The organism is Pantoea sp. RCC30.1 (assembly GCF_058148845.1).
In genome coordinates, this window is record NZ_JBXUHX010000014.1 from 1 (window position 1) to 18,638 (window position 18,638).

Annotated in this window: 9 protein-coding genes; 6 read left to right on the top strand and 3 right to left on the bottom strand. The window is 59.7% G+C overall.

Annotated features, from left to right (window positions below):
* Together nrdG and nrdD are read right to left on the bottom strand one after the other, a co-directional pair.
* Nucleotides 1-433 (bottom strand): anaerobic ribonucleoside-triphosphate reductase-activating protein (nrdG, locus tag AC2LB6_RS13635; RefSeq protein ID WP_490093919.1); only part of this gene is annotated, 433 nt, incomplete at its 3' end.
* Complete coding sequence (gene nrdD / locus AC2LB6_RS13640; protein ID WP_490093920.1) at nucleotides 430-2,568, bottom strand: anaerobic ribonucleoside-triphosphate reductase; 2,139 nt, start codon at nucleotides 2,566-2,568, stop codon at nucleotides 430-432. The genes nrdD and nrdG, both read right to left, overlap by 4 nt.
* Nucleotides 2,569-2,814: 246 nt before the next feature.
* Here nrdD and AC2LB6_RS13645 point away from each other — a divergent pair, with 246 nt between their 5' ends.
* Nucleotides 2,815-5,187 (top strand): beta-N-acetylhexosaminidase, encoded by a 2,373-nt coding sequence (locus AC2LB6_RS13645; RefSeq protein ID WP_490093921.1) that lies wholly within the window; start codon nucleotides 2,815-2,817, stop codon nucleotides 5,185-5,187.
* 33 nt (nucleotides 5,188-5,220) lie between these two features.
* On the opposite strand, the gene galR is transcribed toward AC2LB6_RS13645, so the two are convergent.
* Nucleotides 5,221-6,222, bottom strand: coding sequence for an HTH-type transcriptional regulator GalR (gene galR, locus AC2LB6_RS13650; RefSeq protein WP_090963956.1), 1,002 nt, complete (start codon nucleotides 6,220-6,222; stop codon nucleotides 5,221-5,223).
* 190 nt (nucleotides 6,223-6,412) lie between these two features.
* On the opposite strand from galR, the gene AC2LB6_RS13655 reads away from it, so the two are divergent.
* From AC2LB6_RS13655 to AC2LB6_RS13675, 5 genes are all read left to right on the top strand, one after another.
* A complete protein-coding gene (locus AC2LB6_RS13655; protein ID WP_490093922.1) occupies nucleotides 6,413-8,686 on the top strand; it encodes a molybdopterin guanine dinucleotide-containing S/N-oxide reductase in 2,274 nt (757 codons plus the stop codon).
* Between the two features lie 278 nt (nucleotides 8,687-8,964).
* On the top strand, nucleotides 8,965-10,704 hold the full coding sequence (locus AC2LB6_RS13660) for a penicillin-binding transpeptidase domain-containing protein (protein WP_490093923.1): 1,740 nt from the start codon (nucleotides 8,965-8,967) through the stop codon (nucleotides 10,702-10,704).
* 427 nt (nucleotides 10,705-11,131) lie between these two features.
* On the top strand, nucleotides 11,132-12,340 hold the full coding sequence (locus tag AC2LB6_RS13665) for an efflux RND transporter periplasmic adaptor subunit (RefSeq protein ID WP_490093924.1): 1,209 nt from the start codon (nucleotides 11,132-11,134) through the stop codon (nucleotides 12,338-12,340).
* Nucleotides 12,337-15,540 (top strand): efflux RND transporter permease subunit, encoded by a 3,204-nt coding sequence (locus tag AC2LB6_RS13670; RefSeq protein WP_490093925.1) that lies wholly within the window; start codon nucleotides 12,337-12,339, stop codon nucleotides 15,538-15,540. Before AC2LB6_RS13665 ends, AC2LB6_RS13670 begins: the two co-directional genes overlap by 4 nt.
* A complete protein-coding gene (locus AC2LB6_RS13675) occupies nucleotides 15,537-18,638 on the top strand; it encodes an efflux RND transporter permease subunit (protein WP_490093926.1) in 3,102 nt (1,033 codons plus the stop codon). Before AC2LB6_RS13670 ends, AC2LB6_RS13675 begins: the two co-directional genes overlap by 4 nt.

Sequence of the window (18,638 nt, forward strand, 5' to 3'; positions counted from 1 at the left end):
CGCGCCATTGCAGCGTGGCATCCTTCTCCTCTTCAACAAAGCGACCATCGATCAGCACGTCGAGATAGCTCAGCACCGCGCGCTGCACCGCATTCAGCTCCTGCATCCGGTAACCGGTCCACAGCCAGATATCTTTATCGGGACACGCCTGCCGCACCCGTTTCACCAGACGGCGGATATGCGGCACGTTATGCGGGTGCAGCGGATCGCCACCGCTCAGCGACAATCCCTGGCGCGGAATGCGCGTATCCTGCAAATCTGCCAGCAGTTGCTCCTCCATCTCAAGCGTAAAGGGCACGCCGGAGTCGAGTCGCCAGGTGCTCTGGTTATAACAACCGCGGCACTGATGTTCGCAACCGGCGACAAACAGCGTGCAGCGGGTGCCGGGACCATTAACGATATCCACATCATAGTAGCGATGGATATGCATCATCCCAGCGGTCCTTCAGACAGATGTTTCACCCGACGCTGCACTTCCTGCTGTTTGCCAGCATTAAAGGGCCGCGCATCCGGGCTACCCAGATAGCCGCAGACCCGCCGGGTAACGGAGACGCGCGCCGGATCGTGATTGCCACAGTTCGGGCAGGTGAAGCCACGGCTGGTGCAGGTGAACTCACCGTTGAAGCCGCACTCGTAGCACTCATCAATCGGTGTGTTGGTGCCGTAATAGGGCACGCGGTCGTAGCTGTAATCCCAGACATCCTCCAGCGCCTTGAGATTGTGCTGCACATTCGGGTATTCGCCGTAACAGATGAATCCCCCATTCGCCAGCGGTGGATAGGGCGCTTCGAAGTCGATTTTGTCGTAAGGATTAACCTTCTTCTCAACGTCGAGATGGAAGCTGTTGGTGTAGTAGCCCTTGTCGGTAACGCCCGGCACCAGGCCAAACTGCGCCGCATCAAGACGACAGAAGCGATCGCACAGATTCTCGCTCGGCGTGCTGTAAAGGCTGAAGCCGTAGCTTGTTTCCTCTTTCCAGCGCTCGGTGGCATCACGCAGGTAAGCGATAATCTCCACGCCTTTGGCGCGCAGTGCCGCGTCATCGTAAGGATGCTGATGACCGCCGCTGAGGGCATTCAGCGTTTCGTGCAGGCCGATATAGCCCAGCGACAACGACGCGCGGCCATTGCGGAAAATAGGACCGACTTCATCATCCGCATTCAGCCGGACGCCACAGGCACCTTCCATATAGAGGATGGGCGCGACGCGTGCTTTGGTTTTCTCCAGCCGCGCGACCCGCGTCATCAGTGCCCGCTTAGCCAGCAGCAGTCGCGCGTCGAGCAGCGTCCAGAAACGCGCTTCTTCACCGCCCGCTTCCAGCGCGATGCGCGGCAGGTTCAGACTGATCACGCCGATATTGTTGCGGCCCTCATGAATCTGCTCGCCGTTCTCTTCATAAACGCCCAGGAAGCTGCGGCAGCCCATCGGGGTTTTAAATGAGCCGGTAACTTTAACCACCTGATCGTAGTTGAGGATATCGGGATACATCCGCTTGCTGGCACACTCCAGCGCCAGTTGCTTGATGTCGTAGTTAACGTCGCCCGCCCGGCGGTTAACGCCCTCGCGAATGCTGAACACCAGTTTTGGAAACACCGCTGTTTTGCGATTTTTCCCCAGCCCCGCCAGCCGGTTGCGCAGAATCGACTGCTGAATCAGCCGTGCCGCCCAGTCTGTCCCCAGTCCGAAACCAAAGGTGACAAACGGCGTCTGGCCGTTAGCGGTGTGCAGGGTGTTCACCTCATACTCCAGCGACTGAAAAGCGTCGTAGCACTCTTTCTCTGTACGCTGGCGTGCATACTGCTCAGCCTGCGGGATCTGCCACTGCTCAGCGATCGCCAGATGCCGGGCATAGCTCTGCTCAACAAACGGGGCCAGCACTTCATCAATGCGGTTAATGGTGGTGCCGCCATAAATGTGGCTGGCGACCTGAGCGATGATCTGCGCAGTGACGGCTGTAGCGGTGGCGATCGATTTAGGTGGCTCGATCTCAGCATTGCCCATTTTAAAGCCATTGGTCAGCATGCCTTTAAGATCGATCAGCATGCAGTTAAACATCGGGAAGAAAGGGGAGTAGTCAAGGTCGTGATAGTGGATCTCGCCGCGCTCGTGCGCCAGCACCACATCGCGCGGCAGGATCTGCTGCTGTGCGTAGTGCTTCGCCACGATCCCGGCCAGCAGGTCGCGCTGCGTCGGGATCACTTTGCTGTCTTTGTTGGCATTCTCATTCAGCAGCGCCGCGTTGGTCTGATCGACCAGACCGCGAATGGCGTGATGTAACTGGCTCTGACGATCGCGGGCGACATCGCGATCGTGGCGGTATTCAATGTAGGCGCGGGCCAGCTGCGGATAAGGGCCCCCCATCAGCGTCTCTTCTACCGCACACTGAATCTCACGGATATCCACCTCCGGACGCTCGGCCAGGCGCAAAGCAACGCGCTCAGCAACCTGCGCGCACCAGGCCAGGTCATCGACTTTTGCTGCTTTTGCCGCTGCCGCTACGGCCTGCTCAATACGCTGCGCATCAAAGCCTGTCCGGCATCCATCACGCTTGATTACCACCGTCGCCATTTCTCTCTCCATAAACTACATATAGGGTTCGGTAGGATTCTATTCCCTACATGTAGTGTTTGCTGCGAATTATTACGCTCAGATTTGACCTGAAACAAGGAAGGCTCAAGCCGGTAGAAAATTACGACTGTTGTAAAAAATGGGGCAGGGTTCAGGTTTCCTTCGGGATTTACTGGCGGATCGGCGCGCAGCAACTTTAATCAAAGTTCTGCCTGTTAAACGTTGACGTTACAAGGATGCCCGCCAATGTGGTTACCCCGTTCTCTGCTCCTGCTTTCGGCCCTCTGCCCGCTCGCCCAGGCCAGTCCACTGCCACTGATGCCCTGGCCGCAAGAGGTGGCACAGCCCGCCAGCGGCGGCACGCTTATCCTGACGCCGCAACTGACGCTGCAAATCTCAGGTGATCATCTGGCGGGCGCGGAAGCACGCTGGCTGGAGCGCATCAGTAATCAGACTGGGTGGCCGCTGTTGCCTGCCACCCAGCCGATGGCCGCACCGACTATCCGCATCGTTATTGCGAAGGCAGTAGATCCGCTGCCGCTGCCCGATAGCGATGAGAGCTATCAGTTACAGGTTGATGGCGACGGCGTCCTGTTAACCGCATCCAGCCGTTTTGGCGCGATGCGTGGCATGGAAACCCTGCTGCAACTGATACAAAACGGCGCACAGGGCACGACCATTCCTTACGTCACCATCCGCGATTATCCGCGCTTTCCGTGGCGCGGCGTGCTGATCGACACGGCGCGTCACTTTATGCCGGTGGAGACGCTTAAACGTCAGATCGACGGCATCGCCGCCGCGCGAATGAACGTCTTTCACTGGCATCTTACCGATGATCAGGGCTGGCGCTTCGCCTCCAGTCACTATCCCCAGTTGCAGCAGAAAGCCAGCGATGGCAACTATTACAGCCAGCAGCAGATGCGGGAGATCGTGAAATATGCCACCGATCGCGGGGTGCGTGTGGTGCCCGAGCTGGATATACCTGGACATGCTTCCGCGCTTGCGGTCGCGATGCCAGAGCTGATTAGCGTACCCGGACCCTATCAGATGGAGCGCGGCTGGGGCGTCTTTAAACCGCTGCTCGATCCCAGCAACGAACAGGTTTATCAGGTGATCGATACGCTGGTGGGTGAGATGGCGGCGATCTTCCCCGATCCCTGGCTGCACATCGGCGGCGATGAAGTCGATCCCACACAGTGGAACAACTCACCTGCGATTCAGCAGTTTATGCGCGAGAACAATCTGAAAGATGCACATGCGCTTCAGGCGTACTTCAATCAGCGGGTAGAAAAGATCCTCGAAGCCCATCAGCGTCAGATGGTGGGCTGGGATGAGATCGCCCATCCCGATCTGCCGCGCAGCATTCTGATTCAGTCGTGGCAGGGCCAGGATGCGCTGAGTGCGCTGGCAAAAGAGAACACTCGCAGCATCCTTTCTACCGGTTTCTACCTCGATCAACCCCAGCCTGCCAGCTATCACTACCGCAATGAGGTCACGCCGCGCGGGCTCAACGGCCTGGATCGTCTGCGGCCCGGCGATCAGGCGCAGAGCTGGTCATTCACGATGCCGCGGCTGAAAGGCAGCCCGGTGAAGGGCAGCTTTACGCTGATTCAGAGCGAGTCGGGCTGGCGCGGTTTTATCGACTTCGACGGCAAAGCCCGGCGGATGGTCAGTCAGATCAACTGGCTCTCGACACAGCAGGTGCAGTTCAGCGTGGATAGCTGGATGGGGCCGTTCCAGCCGGTGGTCACGCTGCAACAGAATTCCCTTAAAGGTTATGTAGAGGTAGGCAACGTGCGTTATCCCACCAGCGGCCAACGGCTGGCGCAGCCGCCTGCGGGCATCGCGCCCGTGCTGCCCACGCCAGAACAGGTGCAGCAAAATCTGCTGGGTGGTGAGGCGGCGCTGTGGGCGGAAAATATCAACAGCCAGATTATCGATACCAGATTGTGGCCGCGCGCCTTTGTGGTGGCCGAGCGGTTATGGTCCGCAGAAAATGTCACTAACATGGATTCGATGTATTCACGACTGGCAGCGATGGATCGCTGGAGCACCGTGTCAGTGGGAACGCTGCAACATGCCCAGACGGAGCAGCAGATGATGCGGCTGGCCAGCGGGCACGATATCGCCCCGCTGCGGGTGCTGGCCGAAGTGCTGGAACCGGCGCAGTACTACACGCGTCAGCATCTGAAGTTTCAGGCGGGCCATTACAACTACGACGAGCCGTTAAACCGGCTGGTCGATGTGCTGCCCGCAGAGAGCGAGGCGGTGCGCCAGCTGGAGCAGCAGGTCGCGGTATTAATCGCTAATCGTAATAATCCGGCTGCCGCCTCCGCGGTTCGCGCGCGGCTGCAGCGCTGGCAGGCCAACACGACTGCGGTAATGCCAATCATCAATGGCAGCGCGCAGCTGAAGCCGCTGGCACACAGCGTGCAGCAGATCGAGGTGCTGAGCACCATGGGCCTCGCGCTGGTGAATGCTTACGTCCGTAATCAGGCGTTTGGTGCCAGTGAAGTAGCGGAGATGCATGCGACACTGGATGCCGCCGCAGAGGTGCAGGATGAAACGGTGATAGCGCTGGTAAGGCCGCTGGAGACGCTGCTGCGCGCCTTTCAGTAAGTGCTGTGGCCGGCTGAGCCGGCCACCGTCGCGTCAGGCCGGGCCGCTGACCGAGTGGCGGCGCACCAGCGTCGGGCTGAACATGTGGGTCACTTCCGGCAGCGGCAGATCGTGGGCCAGCGCCAGTGCCAGCTGGGCCGCCTGCTGCGCCATGGTGACAATCGGATAGCGGACGGTGGTGAGGCGCGGTCGCACATAGCGCGACACCAGCACATCATCGAAGCCAATCAGCGACATCTCTTCCGGCACGCGAACGCCGTTATCGCTCAGCACCGCCAGCGCGCCCGCCGCCATGGAGTCGTTGTAGCAGGCGACGGCGGTGAAATTCTTGCCGCGTCCCAGCAGTTCCGTCATCGCCTGCTCACCGCCGACTTCATCCGGCTCGCCCCAGGTAACCAGTCGATCGCTGCACGGCAGGCCGTGTTCTTTGAGCGCATCGTAGTAACCCTGCAGACGATCTTCGGCATCGGAGATGGTGTGAGTCGAGCAGATAAAGGCGATATTCTGGTGGCCGAGCTGGATCAGATGACGGGTGGCCAGCCAGGCGCCGTAGCGATCGTCGAGCGCAATACAGCGCTTTTCAAAGCCTTTTATCAGCCGGTTCAGCAGCACCATTCCGGGCACCTGCTTCATCAGCACTTCCAGTTCTGCGTCGGGAATTTTCTTGGCATGAACCACCAGCGCCGCGCAGCGGTGACGCATCAGCTGTTCAATCGCCTGCCGCTCTTTTTGCTCATTATGGTAACCGTTACCAATCAGCAAAAAGTTACCGGTGTCACCCGCCACTTCATCCACGGCTTTAACCATCGCGCCGAAAAAGGGATCGGAGACGTCACCAACAATCAGGCCGAGCGTTTCGGTCGATTGTTGCGCCAGCGCGCGTGCATTGGCATTCGGGTGATACTGAAGCTGCTCCATTGCCTGGCCTACGGCCTGTCGGGAGCTGTCGCTGGCTTTGGGAGAATTATTGATTACACGTGAGACTGTGGCGACAGAAACGCCCGCCAGTCGCGCAACATCCTTTATGGTAGCCATGCGTTGACCTGCTTTGGGGAAAACGTTTACACATCGCATCAGTGTTACGGAAAAGGGCGGACACATCAACCCGACAGAATGCCAGCGTCGTCGCAAAAAGGGGCAAAATCGGACCCGCAGGCACATCTTCTGCTCAGCCGTCGCCCCATGCTATGCTCAATCTCCCACCTGGCTACCGTGAAAAAAACCGATGAAAACCAAAGTGCCGCATCTGGCTCACTGGGGCGCCTTTACCGCCGTCACTGAAAACGATCGCCTGATTGGCTGCGAACCTTTCTTCGCCGATGCCGATCCGTCACCGATGATCCACACCATTCCCGAGCTGGTCTACTCCGACAAACGCATTCGCCAGCCAATGGTGCGCCGCTCGTGGCTGAAGTCACGCGAGAAGAGCGACCGCACGCTGCGTGGTCGGGAAGATTTCGTCGCCGTCGACTGGGAAACCGCGCTGGATCTGGTGGCGGAAGAGAATCGCCGCATTCGTGAGCGCTACGGTGCTTCGGGCATTTTCAACGGCTCCTACGGCTGGTCATCGGCCGGTCGTGTCAACCACGCCCGCACCCTGGTTCGTCGTTTCTACTTTCAGGGCGGTGGCGGCGTCGATCAGCAGGGCAACTACAGCTGGGGCGCGGCGCAGTTCTTCCTGCCTTATGTAATTGGCACCTATATGCCGCTGACCGGGCGCGTCACCGAATGGCCGCAGGTGGTGGAGCATGCCGAAATTTTTGTCGCCTTTGGTGGACTGGCGCTGAAAAACGCCCAGGTCGCCTCGGGTGGTGCAGGGCAGCACAGCCTGAAACCGGCGCTGATGCAGCTGGCGACCAAAGGCACGCCGGTGATCAACATCAGCCCGATGCGCGATGACTGCCCGGAATTTGTTAACGCCGAGTGGATTCCGATTCGCCCTAATACCGATGTGGCGCTGATGCTGGCGCTGGGCCATGAGATCACCCAGCGCGGCGCGGTTGACGAAGCGTTTCTCGCCAGCCACTGCACTGGCTGGCCGCAGCTGCGTGCCTATCTGCTGGGTGAAACCGATGGCGTGGCGAAAACCGCCGGCTGGGCCAGCCGTATCACCGGCATCCCGGCTGACCGTATTGTGCAGCTGGCGCAGCAGCTCACCGGCAAGCGCAGCTTTATTACCTGCTCCTATTCCGTTCAGCGCGCCCATCGCGGGGAACAGCCTTACTGGATGATGATTGCGCTGTCGTCGATGCTCGGTCAGCCAGGCCTGCCGGGCGCGGGTTTCTCCTTTGGTCACGGTTCAATGAACAGCGTTGGTAACCCGCGTCAGGAAGGTCCGGCCCCGATGATGAGCACCGGTCCCAATCCTTCGGGACTGTCGATTCCGGTGGCGCGCATTAGCGATATGCTGCTCAATCCCGGCCAGCCTTACCGCTTTCAGGGCGAAACGCTGCACTATCCCGACATTCACATGGTGCACTGGGCGGGCGGTAATCCTTTCCATCATCACCAGCAGCTGAACCGGCTGGTAGAGGGCTGGCAGCGGCCCGATACGGTGGTAGTGCAGGATATCGTCTGGACGCCTGCCGCACAGATGGCGGACATCGTGCTGCCCGCGACAACCACGCTTGAACGCAACGACATCGGCGGCTCCTCACGTGACCGCTTTGTGCTGGCGATGCATCAGGCGATTAAGCCGCAGCATCAGGCGCGCAACGACTTCGATATTTTTGCTGACCTGGCAGAACGCCTCGGCTATCGCGACACCTTCACCGAAGGGCGCAACGAGATGCAGTGGATCGCCCATCTTTATCAGCAGTGTGCGACCGCACATCAGCGCAAAGGCATCGATTTCCCGGAGTTTGAAGCGTTCTGGCAGCGCGGCTTTGTGGAAATTCCGGAAGGCGGTAAGCCCTATCAGTTTATGGAGGAGTTCCGCGCCGATCCGCAGGCCAATCCGATTAAAACCGCCAGCGGCAAAATCGAGCTTTTCAGCCAGACCATTGCAGACTACCAGCTGGACGATTTTGCCGGCCATCCGGAGTGGCGTGAACCGCAGGAGTGGCTCGGTTCGGCGGTCAGCCGCGACTATCCGCTGCACATGATCTCGATTCAGCCTTCCGACCGGTTACACAGCCAGCTGGATGCCACCGAAACGGTGCAGGGCAATAAAACCGCCGGACACGAAACACTTTATATGCATCCGCAGGATGCAGCAGCCCGCGGGCTGGTGGAGGGTGACGAGATTGAGGTAAGCAACGCACGCGGCGTGATGCTGGCGGGCGTGCGGATCACCGAGGGTGTGACGCAGGGCGTGGTCATTATCTCCACCGGGGCCTGGTTTGATCCCGGCTTCGGCAAGGCGTGGCAGCCACACGATCGCGCGGGTAACCCCAATGTGCTGACGCTCGACATCGGTACGTCGTCGCTAACGCAGGGGCCAAATGCCATGAGTTGCCTGGTGGAAATCAAAAAACATCAGGATTGCACAATAGCGTAAGGATCTCATGGCTGGTTACATTTTGCGGGTAACTGTTGCGTTTGAGAGATAGCAGCCGATCAATCCCTCTTGCTACATTCAGGGTCCCAGAGGTATTGATGGGTGAACATCAATAGATTTTCTTGATTACACCAACCTGCGCAGATGCGCAGGTTTTTTTTGCCTGAAATCCGCTGCCGATAACGAACTGATACACAGTTTTCCTGTTATACAGCCAGCGCTTTCTTTATAACTGCTGGCACCAGCCCCTTTCTCTTTATTTTGCGCAGCGGAATGCCATGCCCCGGATTAAAAAACTACTGGGAAAAGACCAGATAAAAGCGCCGTTCAACCCTTTTCGTTTTCGCCTGATCTGCCTCGGTGTCACGACCTGTCTGGTGGTGCTGCTGGCGCGCGTCGCGGACCTGCAGTTCCTGAATCAGCCGATGCTGGAGCACGAAGCGGATCAGCGATCGCTGCGTACCGTCACGCTGCCGACCAGCCGCGGTACCCTGCTGGATCGTAACGGCGAAGCCCTGGCGCTCAGCGTGCCATCACGCGACGTGATTGCGGATCCGCAGCGCGTGCTGGAGAGCAACCCCGATTTTACCAGTGCCAAATGGGCCTATCTTGCAGCGGCGCTGAATACCCATCCCGAAGAGCTGGCGGCGCAAATCACCGCCAACCCGAAACGTCGCTTCCTCTACCTGGGGCGTAAAGTCGAACTGGGCATCGCTAAAGATATTAAAGAGCTGAAGCTAAAAGGCATCAGTGAAGTTTATGACGACAGCCGTTTCTATCCGATGAGTGAAGCCTCTGCGCCGCTGATCGGCATCGTCGGGGCGGATAATGTCGGCCTGAACGGACTGGAAAAAGGCTTCGATAAGGTGTTGCAGGGCGAGCCGGGCAAAGAGGTCTATCGTCAGGATGCGGCGGGCAATATCATCGCGATGATCAACTATCAGCCGCCGACCCAGCCGCCAACGGTGCAGCTCAGCATCGACAAATATGACCAGTACACGCTCTACAGCAAACTGCGCGACGGCGTGCTGATCAACAAGGCGGACTCGGGTGCCGCCGTGCTGGTGAAAATCGACACTGGCGAGATTCTGGCAATGGCTTCCTATCCGTCGTTCAACCCTAACAACTATGAAGGGGCTACCCCGGCGCAGATGCGTAACTCGGCCATCAACGATAGCTACGAGCCGGGATCGACCGTGAAGCCATTAGTGGTGATGGAAGCGCTGGAGCGCCATCTGGTGCGTCCGGACTCGGTGATCGACACCACGCCTTACAGCGTGAACGGTCACCTGATCCGCGACGTCGGCCACTGGCCGCGCCTGACCATGACCGGCATTCTGCAAAAATCGAGCGACATCGGCGTGTCACACCTTGCGCTGGCGATGCCTGCCGAAGCGCTGGTGAACACTTATCAGGCGTTCGGTCTGGGCAAACCGACTGGATTAGGGCTAACCGGCGAAAGCGTTGGCTACTTCCCGCTGCACCGCGCCCGCTGGGCCGATATCGAGCGGGCCACCTTCTCCTTTGGTTATGGCCTGCGTGTCACGCCTTTGCAGATTGCCCGTGAATACGCCACGCTCGGCTCTTATGGCGTTTACCGTCCGCTGTCGATCACCCGCGTCACGCCTCCGGTCATGGGGCGGCAGGTTGCTAACCCGGAAACGGTAAAAGAGGTGGTGCATATGCTGGAGAGTGACGTCCTGCCGGGTGGAACCGGTCTGAAAGCCGCCGTGCCGGGCTATCGTCTGGCAACCAAAACCGGTACGGCAGAAAAAATGGGCACCAGCGGCAAGTATGATGGCGGCTACGTCAACTACACCGCCGGTATTGCTCCCGCCAGTCATCCTGAAGTGGCGCTGGTGGTGATGATCAACCATCCGACGGCAGGCGATCACTTTGGTGGCTCGGTGGCTGCACCGGTGTTCGGCAATATCATGGGACCGGTGCTCAAACACATGAATATTGCACCGGACGCCATCTACACCAAACCACCGGCCAGCACTTCGGATAAATCTTAGAAAAATCAGAGTGTAAGCGAGGCATGAAAGATATTCACACCTCGTTGCACTTCCCCGAATTCGGTTGCGTTTTCCCGCTGTCTCCACGCAGTCATTCAGTGCGAGGATAGCAGTCCCAGAGGTATTGATGGGTGTGAAAACAACACCGCTTCGGCAGTGAGATCCCTGTTATTACACCAACCCACGCAGATGCGTGGGTTTTTTTTGCCTGCTCGCCAGACCCTGCCTTTTCCGCTGTATAAACCGCCGTTAAATCATCATCGTTCTTAACGAAACCCTGACAGTTTGCCAATAGAAAGGCGCGTCGCCTTTCACCGATAATGGCCGCCGTGAAGCCTGGTGTTTTTTTGCTCGCCTCAGCCGGTTATCACTGCCGCATTCCGCACGTTCCGGGATTTCTTTTTCTGCTTATCTGAAGAGTTTGACGATGACTCACCTTTCTCGCCCCGGTCGTACTTTTGGGCTCAAATGGCTGCTCCTGTTGCTGGTGGTTGCGATTGTTGCTGGCGTTGTCTGGCGTCTGCTGACGGCGGGACACGCGCCGGGTGAGGGGATGCCGCCGGGCAGGCATGGCGCGCATGGCATGATGGGCGGCGGGGCGACGCTGGTTCACAGCGGTATGGCCAGCACGGCGGATGTGCCGGTGTGGCTCAATGCGCTCGGCACGGTGATCCCCAACGCCAGCGTGACGGTGACCAGTCGTGTTGACGGCCAGCTGGAGCAGGTTTTCTTTACCGAAGGGCAGAAGGTCAGCGCCGGGCAGTTGCTGGCGCAGATCGATCCGCGCAGCTATCAGGCGACGCTGAACCAGTATCAGGGCGAACTCAGCGAAAACCAGGCGCTGCTGAACAGCGCCGAACTGACGCTGGCGCGCTACCGTAAACTGGCGGCGCAGGACGCACTGGCGCGTCAGGATCTGGACAGCCAGATTGCCACCGTCGGGCAATATCGCGGTGCGGTCGCCGCCGATCAGGCGCAGATCGCCAGTGCGAAGCTGAGCATTGAATATGCCCGGATCACTGCCCCGATCAGCGGGCGCGTCGGTCTGCGTCAGGTCGATCCCGGCAACATGGTACAGAGCTCCAGCAGCACCGGCCTGGTGACCATCACCCAGATGCAGCCCGCCGCTGTAACCTTTAGCGTGCCGCAAAGCGAAATCCCGACGCTGGTCAGCGTGTTGCATCAGGGCCAGAGCCTGCCCGCCACGCTGTTTGATCAGGACAACCAGCATCAGCTCGCCAGCGGCGAAGTGAAGTTCATCAGCAACCAGATCGACACCGCCACCGGTACCGTGGCGCTGAAAGCGGTTTTTGCCAACCAGGATGAGTCGCTATTTGCTAACCAGTTTGTGAATCTGCGGCTGCAGACCCGGGTGCTGAAAGGCGCGACGGTGATCCCGGCGCAGGCGCTGCAGTTGAGCAGCGACGGCAGCTTCGTCTTTGTGATCAATCAGGATCGCACCGTAACGCGCAAAGCGGTCACCACCGGCCCCGCGTTCGGAGACGATCAGCAGGCGATCCTCAGCGGCGTTTCACCGGGCGATCGGCTGGTGACGGAAGGGATCGATCGCCTCACCAGCGGCAGCAAAGTCACGCTGGCCGATGAGACGCCCGCTGCCGGTACTGTGTCGAAATGAACCCGTCTCGCCTGTTTATTCTGCGTCCGGTCGCCACCATTCTGCTGATGGTCGGCGTGCTGATCTCCGGTATTTTTGCCTATAAATTCCTGTCGACCTCGGCGCTGCCGCAGGTCGACTATCCGACCATTCAGGTCACCACGCTCTATCCGGGCGCCAGCCCGGATGTGATGGCGTCGTCGGTCACGTCACCGCTGGAGCGCCAGTTAGGGCAGATGGCGGGGCTGAGCCAGATGAGCTCCACCAGCGCCAGCGGCTCGTCGATTATTACCCTGAAGTTCAGCCTTGATCTGTCGCTGGATGTCGCCGAGCAGGAGGTACAGGCGGCGATCAATGCGGCGAATAACCTGCTGCCCGACGATCTGCCCAATCCGCCGACCTACAAAAAGGTCAATCCGGCGGACAGCGCGGTGGTGACGCTGGCGGCCAGTTCCAGCACGCTGCCACTGACCGAGGTGCACGACCTGGTCAATACCCGGGTGGCGCTGAAGCTGTCGCAGATTTCCGGTGTCGGGATGGTGACGCTGGCGGGCGGACATCAGCCCGCGATTCGGGTGCAGATGAATCCTCAGGCGCTGGCGGCGCATCATCTGACGCTGGAGGCGGTGAATACGCTGATTGGCAACAGCAACGTCAATGGCTCCAAAGGCGGCTTTGACGGTAAATATCATTCGGTCACCATCGACGCCAACGACCAGCTGCGCACCGCAACCGAGTACGGCAACCTGATCCTCACCTATGAAAATGGCGCGGCGCTGCGCCTGAAAGATATCGCCCATATCGAACAGGGCGCGGAGAACAGCTTCCAGTCGGCGTGGGCCAACAACCAGCCGGCGATTGTGATCAGCGTGCAGCGCCAGCCGGGCGCGAACGTGATTCAGGTGGTGGACAACATCAAGGCGCAGCTCCCCGCGTTACAGGCGGCGCTGCCGGACGGAGTGAAGATGACGATTCTCTCCGATCGGACCCAGACCATTCGCGCCTCGATCAGCGATGTCCAGTTTGAACTGATGCTGTCGATTGCGCTGGTGGTGATGGTGACCTTCCTGTTCCTGCGTAACGTAGCCGCCACGCTGATTCCGAGCGTGGCGGTGCCGCTGTCGCTGGTCGGCACCTTTGGGGTGATGTATCTGGCGGGCTTCAGCCTGAATAATCTGTCGCTGATGGCGCTGACTATTGCCACCGGTTTTGTCATTGATGACGCTATCGTGGTGGTCGAGAACATTTCACGGCGGCTGGAGCAGGGCGAGTCGCCCATGGAAGCCGCGCTGAAAGGCTCCCAGCAGATTGGCTTCACCATTATCTCGCTGACCTTTTCCCTGATTGCGGTGCTGATCCCGCTGCTGTTTATGGGCGATGTGGTCGGGCGACTGTTCCGGGAGTTTGCGATTACCCTGGCGGTGGCGATTCTGGTGTCAATGCTGGTGTCGCTGACCCTGACCCCGATGCTGTGCGCTTATCTGCTGCGCCACATTCCGCCCGAACAGCAGTCAACATTTGCCCGCAAGGGTGGCGAACTTTTCGATACGTTGGTGCGTGGCTATGACCGACTGCTGACCGTGGTGCTGAACCATCAGAAACTGACGTTGCTGGTGGCGCTGGCGACCTTCGGACTGACCGCGCTGCTCTACATGATGGTGCCGAAAGGCTTCTTCCCGACCCAGGATACCGGGCTGATTCAGGGCATTACTGTCGCCTCACAGGATGTCTCGTTTAACGCGATGGCGACGAGACAGCAGGCGCTGTCGGCGCTGATCCTGAAAAACCCGGCGGTGGAGAGCGTCTCATCGACTATCGGCATCGACGGCACTAACACCAGCCTCAACAGTGGACGGTTACAGATCAACCTTAAGCCGTTTGGCTCGCGTGATGTGAAAGCGGATGAGGTGATTAAACAACTGCAACTGGCGACCGCCGATGTGCCGGGCATCCGGCTCTATCTGCAACCGGCGCAGGATCTCACCGTCAACGACCAGGTCTCGCCGAGTCAGTATCAGTTCACCCTGGACGACGCCGACAGTGAAAATCTGGTCAGCGCGTCGCCGAAACTGGTGGCGGCGTTGCAGCAGCGGCCCGAGTTTAATGGTGTGGTGAGTAACTTGCAGGATCAGGGGCGCGTTTCTTATGTTGAGCTGAACCGCGACAAAGCGGCGCGCTTTGGCATTACTGCGTCGGACGTGGACACCGCGCTTTATAACGCTTTTGGTCAGCGCCTGGTCTCGACTATTTTCACCCAGTCGAATCAGTATCGGGTGGTGCTGGAAGTGGCGCCGGCATACCAGCAGGGCCCGGCGTCGTTTGATGATGTCTGGCTGCAATCGTCCGGCAGCAGCAGTTCGGCGTCGTCCACCAGCACGGCTTCGTCATCAACGTCTTCGTCTTCATCAACATCTACCTCAGCCTCTGACACGACATCCACCAGCAGCGGCATGGTAAAACTCACCGCTATCGCCACTATTCATCAGCGCACCGGCTCGCTCATGCACATGCGGCTGAATCAGTTTCCGGCGGTGATGATCTCCTTCAACCTCAATCCGGGCTACTCGCTGGAGGACGGGCAGCGGGCGATCACCGAGGTGCGGCAGCAGTTGCACCTGCCGGAGAGCACAACCCTGCGTTATCAGGGAGAAACCTCGGCGTTCCAGAGCGCCACCGGCAACACGCTGTGGCTGATTCTGGCGGCGCTGATCACCATGTATGTGGTGCTCGGCATCCTCTACGAAAGCTTTATCCATCCGGTCACCATTCTCTCAACGCTGCCGTCGGCGGCGGTGGGCGCGCTGCTGACGCTGTTGCTGGCAGGCACGGAGTTCAGCCTGATTGCGCTGATTGGCGTCATCCTGTTGATCGGCATCGTGAAAAAGAACGCCATCATGATGATCGATTTCGCGCTGGAGGCGGAACATAAGCAGCACCTCAGCGCGCGTGACGCGATTCATCAGGCCTGCCTGCTGCGCTTCCGCCCGATCCTGATGACGACGATGGCGGCGCTGCTCGGCGCGTTACCGCTGATGCTGGCCTCCGGCTCGGGCGCAGAGCTGCGGCAGCCACTGGGACTGGTGATTGTCGGCGGGCTGATTGTCAGTCAGGTGCTGACGCTCTTTTCAACGCCGGTGATCTACCTCCTGTTTGATGGGCTGGCGCAGCGCGGCAACGCCTGGGTGAAACGCCGTCAGCAGCAGGCGCGGAGCGGGCAATGAATCTGACCCGGCTGTTTATCTTTCGTCCGGTGGCGACGCTGCTGCTGACGCTGGCGATCCTGCTGCTCGGCGCGCTGGGCTACCGGCTGCTACCGGTCGCACCGCTGCCGCAGGTGGATTTCCCGACCATCATGGTCAGCGCCAGTCTGGCGGGGGCCAGCCCGGAAACGATGGCCGCCACTGTTGCTACGCCGCTGGAACGTGCGCTGGGGCAGATTGCCGGTATTAGTGAGATGACCTCCAGCAGTTCGCAGGGATCCAGCACGGTCATCCTGCAGTTTGAGCTGGACCGCGATATCAACGGTGCGGCACGCGACGTACAGGCGGCGATCAACGCGTCGCGCAGCCTGCTGCCGAGCGCAATGGCCTCGCTGCCGACCTACCGCAAAGCCAATCCGTCAGATGCGCCAATTGTGATGCTGGCGCTGACCTCCGCCACCCGCACGCCCGGCGAGCTTTATGACCTGGCGGAGAGCAAAATCGAACAGGCGATGGGGCAGGTGCAGGGCGTGGGAGAAGTGTCGCTGATGGGCAGCGCCTTACCCGCGGTGCGCATCGATCTGCAGCCGCTGAAGCTGACCCACTTCGGCATCTCGCTGGAGACGGTGCGCGCCGCTGTCGCCAACAGTACGACTAATCTGCCTAAAGGGATTTTGCAGAGCAGTGACCAGTCGTGGCTGGTGGACAGCAACGGCCAGCTGGAGAAGGCCGCCAGCTACCGCGATCTGATCATCACCTGGCAGCAGGGCAAGGCGGTGCGGCTGCGTGACGTCGCCACGGTCTATGACTCGGTGGAAGATCGCTATCAGGCCGGATTTCTTAATGCCACGCCCGCGGTGATGATCGGCATTAAACGTCAGGCGGGCGCGAACATGCTCGAAACCATCGACGCGATAAAAGCGCAGCTGCCGCTGCTGGAAAAAAGTCTGCCCGCTGACAGCCAGCTGAAAGTGGTGGTTGACCGTTCGCCCGGCGTGCGCGCCTCGCTGTATGACACTGAAGAGACGCTGCTGATCGCGGTGTTGCTGGTGATTGCGGTGGTGTTTATTTTCCTGCGCAATCTGCAGGCGGTAATCATTCCGGCGCTGGCGCTGCCGGTGTCGCTGATCGGCACCTGCGCGGTGATGTACCTGCTGGGTTACAGTCTGGATAACCTGTCGCTGATGGCGCTGATTATCTCCACCGGCTTCGTGGTGGATGATGCGATTGTGGTGCTGGAGAACATCACCCGTCACATTGAGCGCGGGCTGAGTCCGCTGCGGGCGGCGCTGCACGGGGCACAGGAGGTGAGCTTCACCGTGCTGTCGATGACCGTGTCACTAATCGCAGTGTTCATCCCGATCCTGCTGATGGGCAGCATTGTCGGGCGGCTGTTCCGGGAATTTGCCGTGACGCTCACCGTGTCGCTGCTGATCTCGCTGTTTGTCTCACTCAGCCTGACGCCGATGCTCTGCGCGCGCCTGCTGAAACCGAAGCCGCCCGTCAGCCAGCGGCCGCATCCGCTTTATCAGTTTATTGAAAACCAGCTGAATCGCCTGCTGGCCGCCTACGGACGCGGGCTTGCCTGGGTAATGCGCCATCAGAAGCTGACGCTGCTCAGTCTGCTGCTGACCGTGCTGCTCAATGTATTTCTGTTCACCGTGGTGCAGAAGGGCTTTTTCCCCAATCAGGACACCGGGCTGCTGATGGGTGCGCTACGCGCCGATCAGAACATCTCATTCCAGGCGATGAAGCCGAAAATGCTGATGTTTACGAAGATCATTCAGAAAGATCCGGCGGTCGAGAGCGTGATGTCGTCGATGGGCAGCGGGATGTTTGGCTCCCGCAACAGCGCCAACTTTTTTGTGCGGCTGAAGGATTTTGACCAGCGCGACGCCACGGCTACCGAGGTGGCCAACCGGCTGACGCGCAAAACCAGTCACATCGCCGGGGCGCAGATGTTCCTGATGGCGGCGCAGGATCTGCACATTGGCGGCCGCAGCGCTAACGCGACCTGGCAGTACAGCCTGCAGGCAGACGATCTTGAGCTGCTGCGGGTCTGGACGCCGAAAGTGCAGGCGGCGCTGGCGGCAATTCCCCAGCTCAACAGCGTAGATTCCGACTCGCAGACCGGCGGTCAGGAGGTGGAACTGACCATCGATCGTGACCGCGCCACCCGGCTGGGCGCCAATGTGAAAATGCTGGATACGCTGCTGAACAATGCGTTCAGCCAGCGGCAGATCGCCACGCTCTACCACACTCTGAATCAGTATCACGTGGTGATGTCGCTGCAGGACAGCGACACCGCGAATCCGGAGACGCTGCAGCAGCTCTATGTGATTAACGACAGCGGTGACCGCGTGCCGCTCTCCGCCTTTGTCCGCTTTAGCGGCGGTAATGCACCGCTGTCGGTGGCACATCAGGGCCAGTCGGCTACCAGCACGGTGGCATTTAATCTGAATGATGGCGTCTCGCTGGAGCAGGCGCAGTTGCTGATTAAACAGGCGATGGCGAAGCTGGGCCTGCCGTCGACTATTCATGCCGGTTTTGCCGGTACCGCGGCGGCCTTTTCACAGCTGACCGCCACCATGCCATGGCTGATTCTGGCGGCGCTGGCGGCGGTCTATATCGTGCTCGGCGTGCTCTATGAGAGCTATATCCATCCGCTGACCATTCTCTCGACGCTGCCGTCAGCGGGCGTCGGGGCGCTGTTACTGCTGCTGCTGACCAACACGCAGCTCACGGTGATCGCGCTGATTGGCATCATCCTGCTGATCGGCATCGTGAAAAAGAACGCCATCATGATGATCGACTTCGCCATCGACGCGGAGCGGCGGCTGGGCATGTCGCCTCAGCAGGCGATCACCCAGGCGTGCCTGATGCGCTTCCGGCCGATCATGATGACCACGCTGGCCGCCTTCTTCGGCGCGTTGCCGCTCGCGCTGGGCAGCGGCGGTGACGCCGACCTGCGCAGCCCATTGGGGATCGCTATCGCGGGCGGACTGGCGCTCAGCCAGCTGCTGACGCTGTTTACCACGCCGGTTGTTTATCTTTGGCTCGATCGTCTGGGCCGTGTCACTCAACGTCAATGGCGTCGTCTGCGCCATGCGGAATCCTGA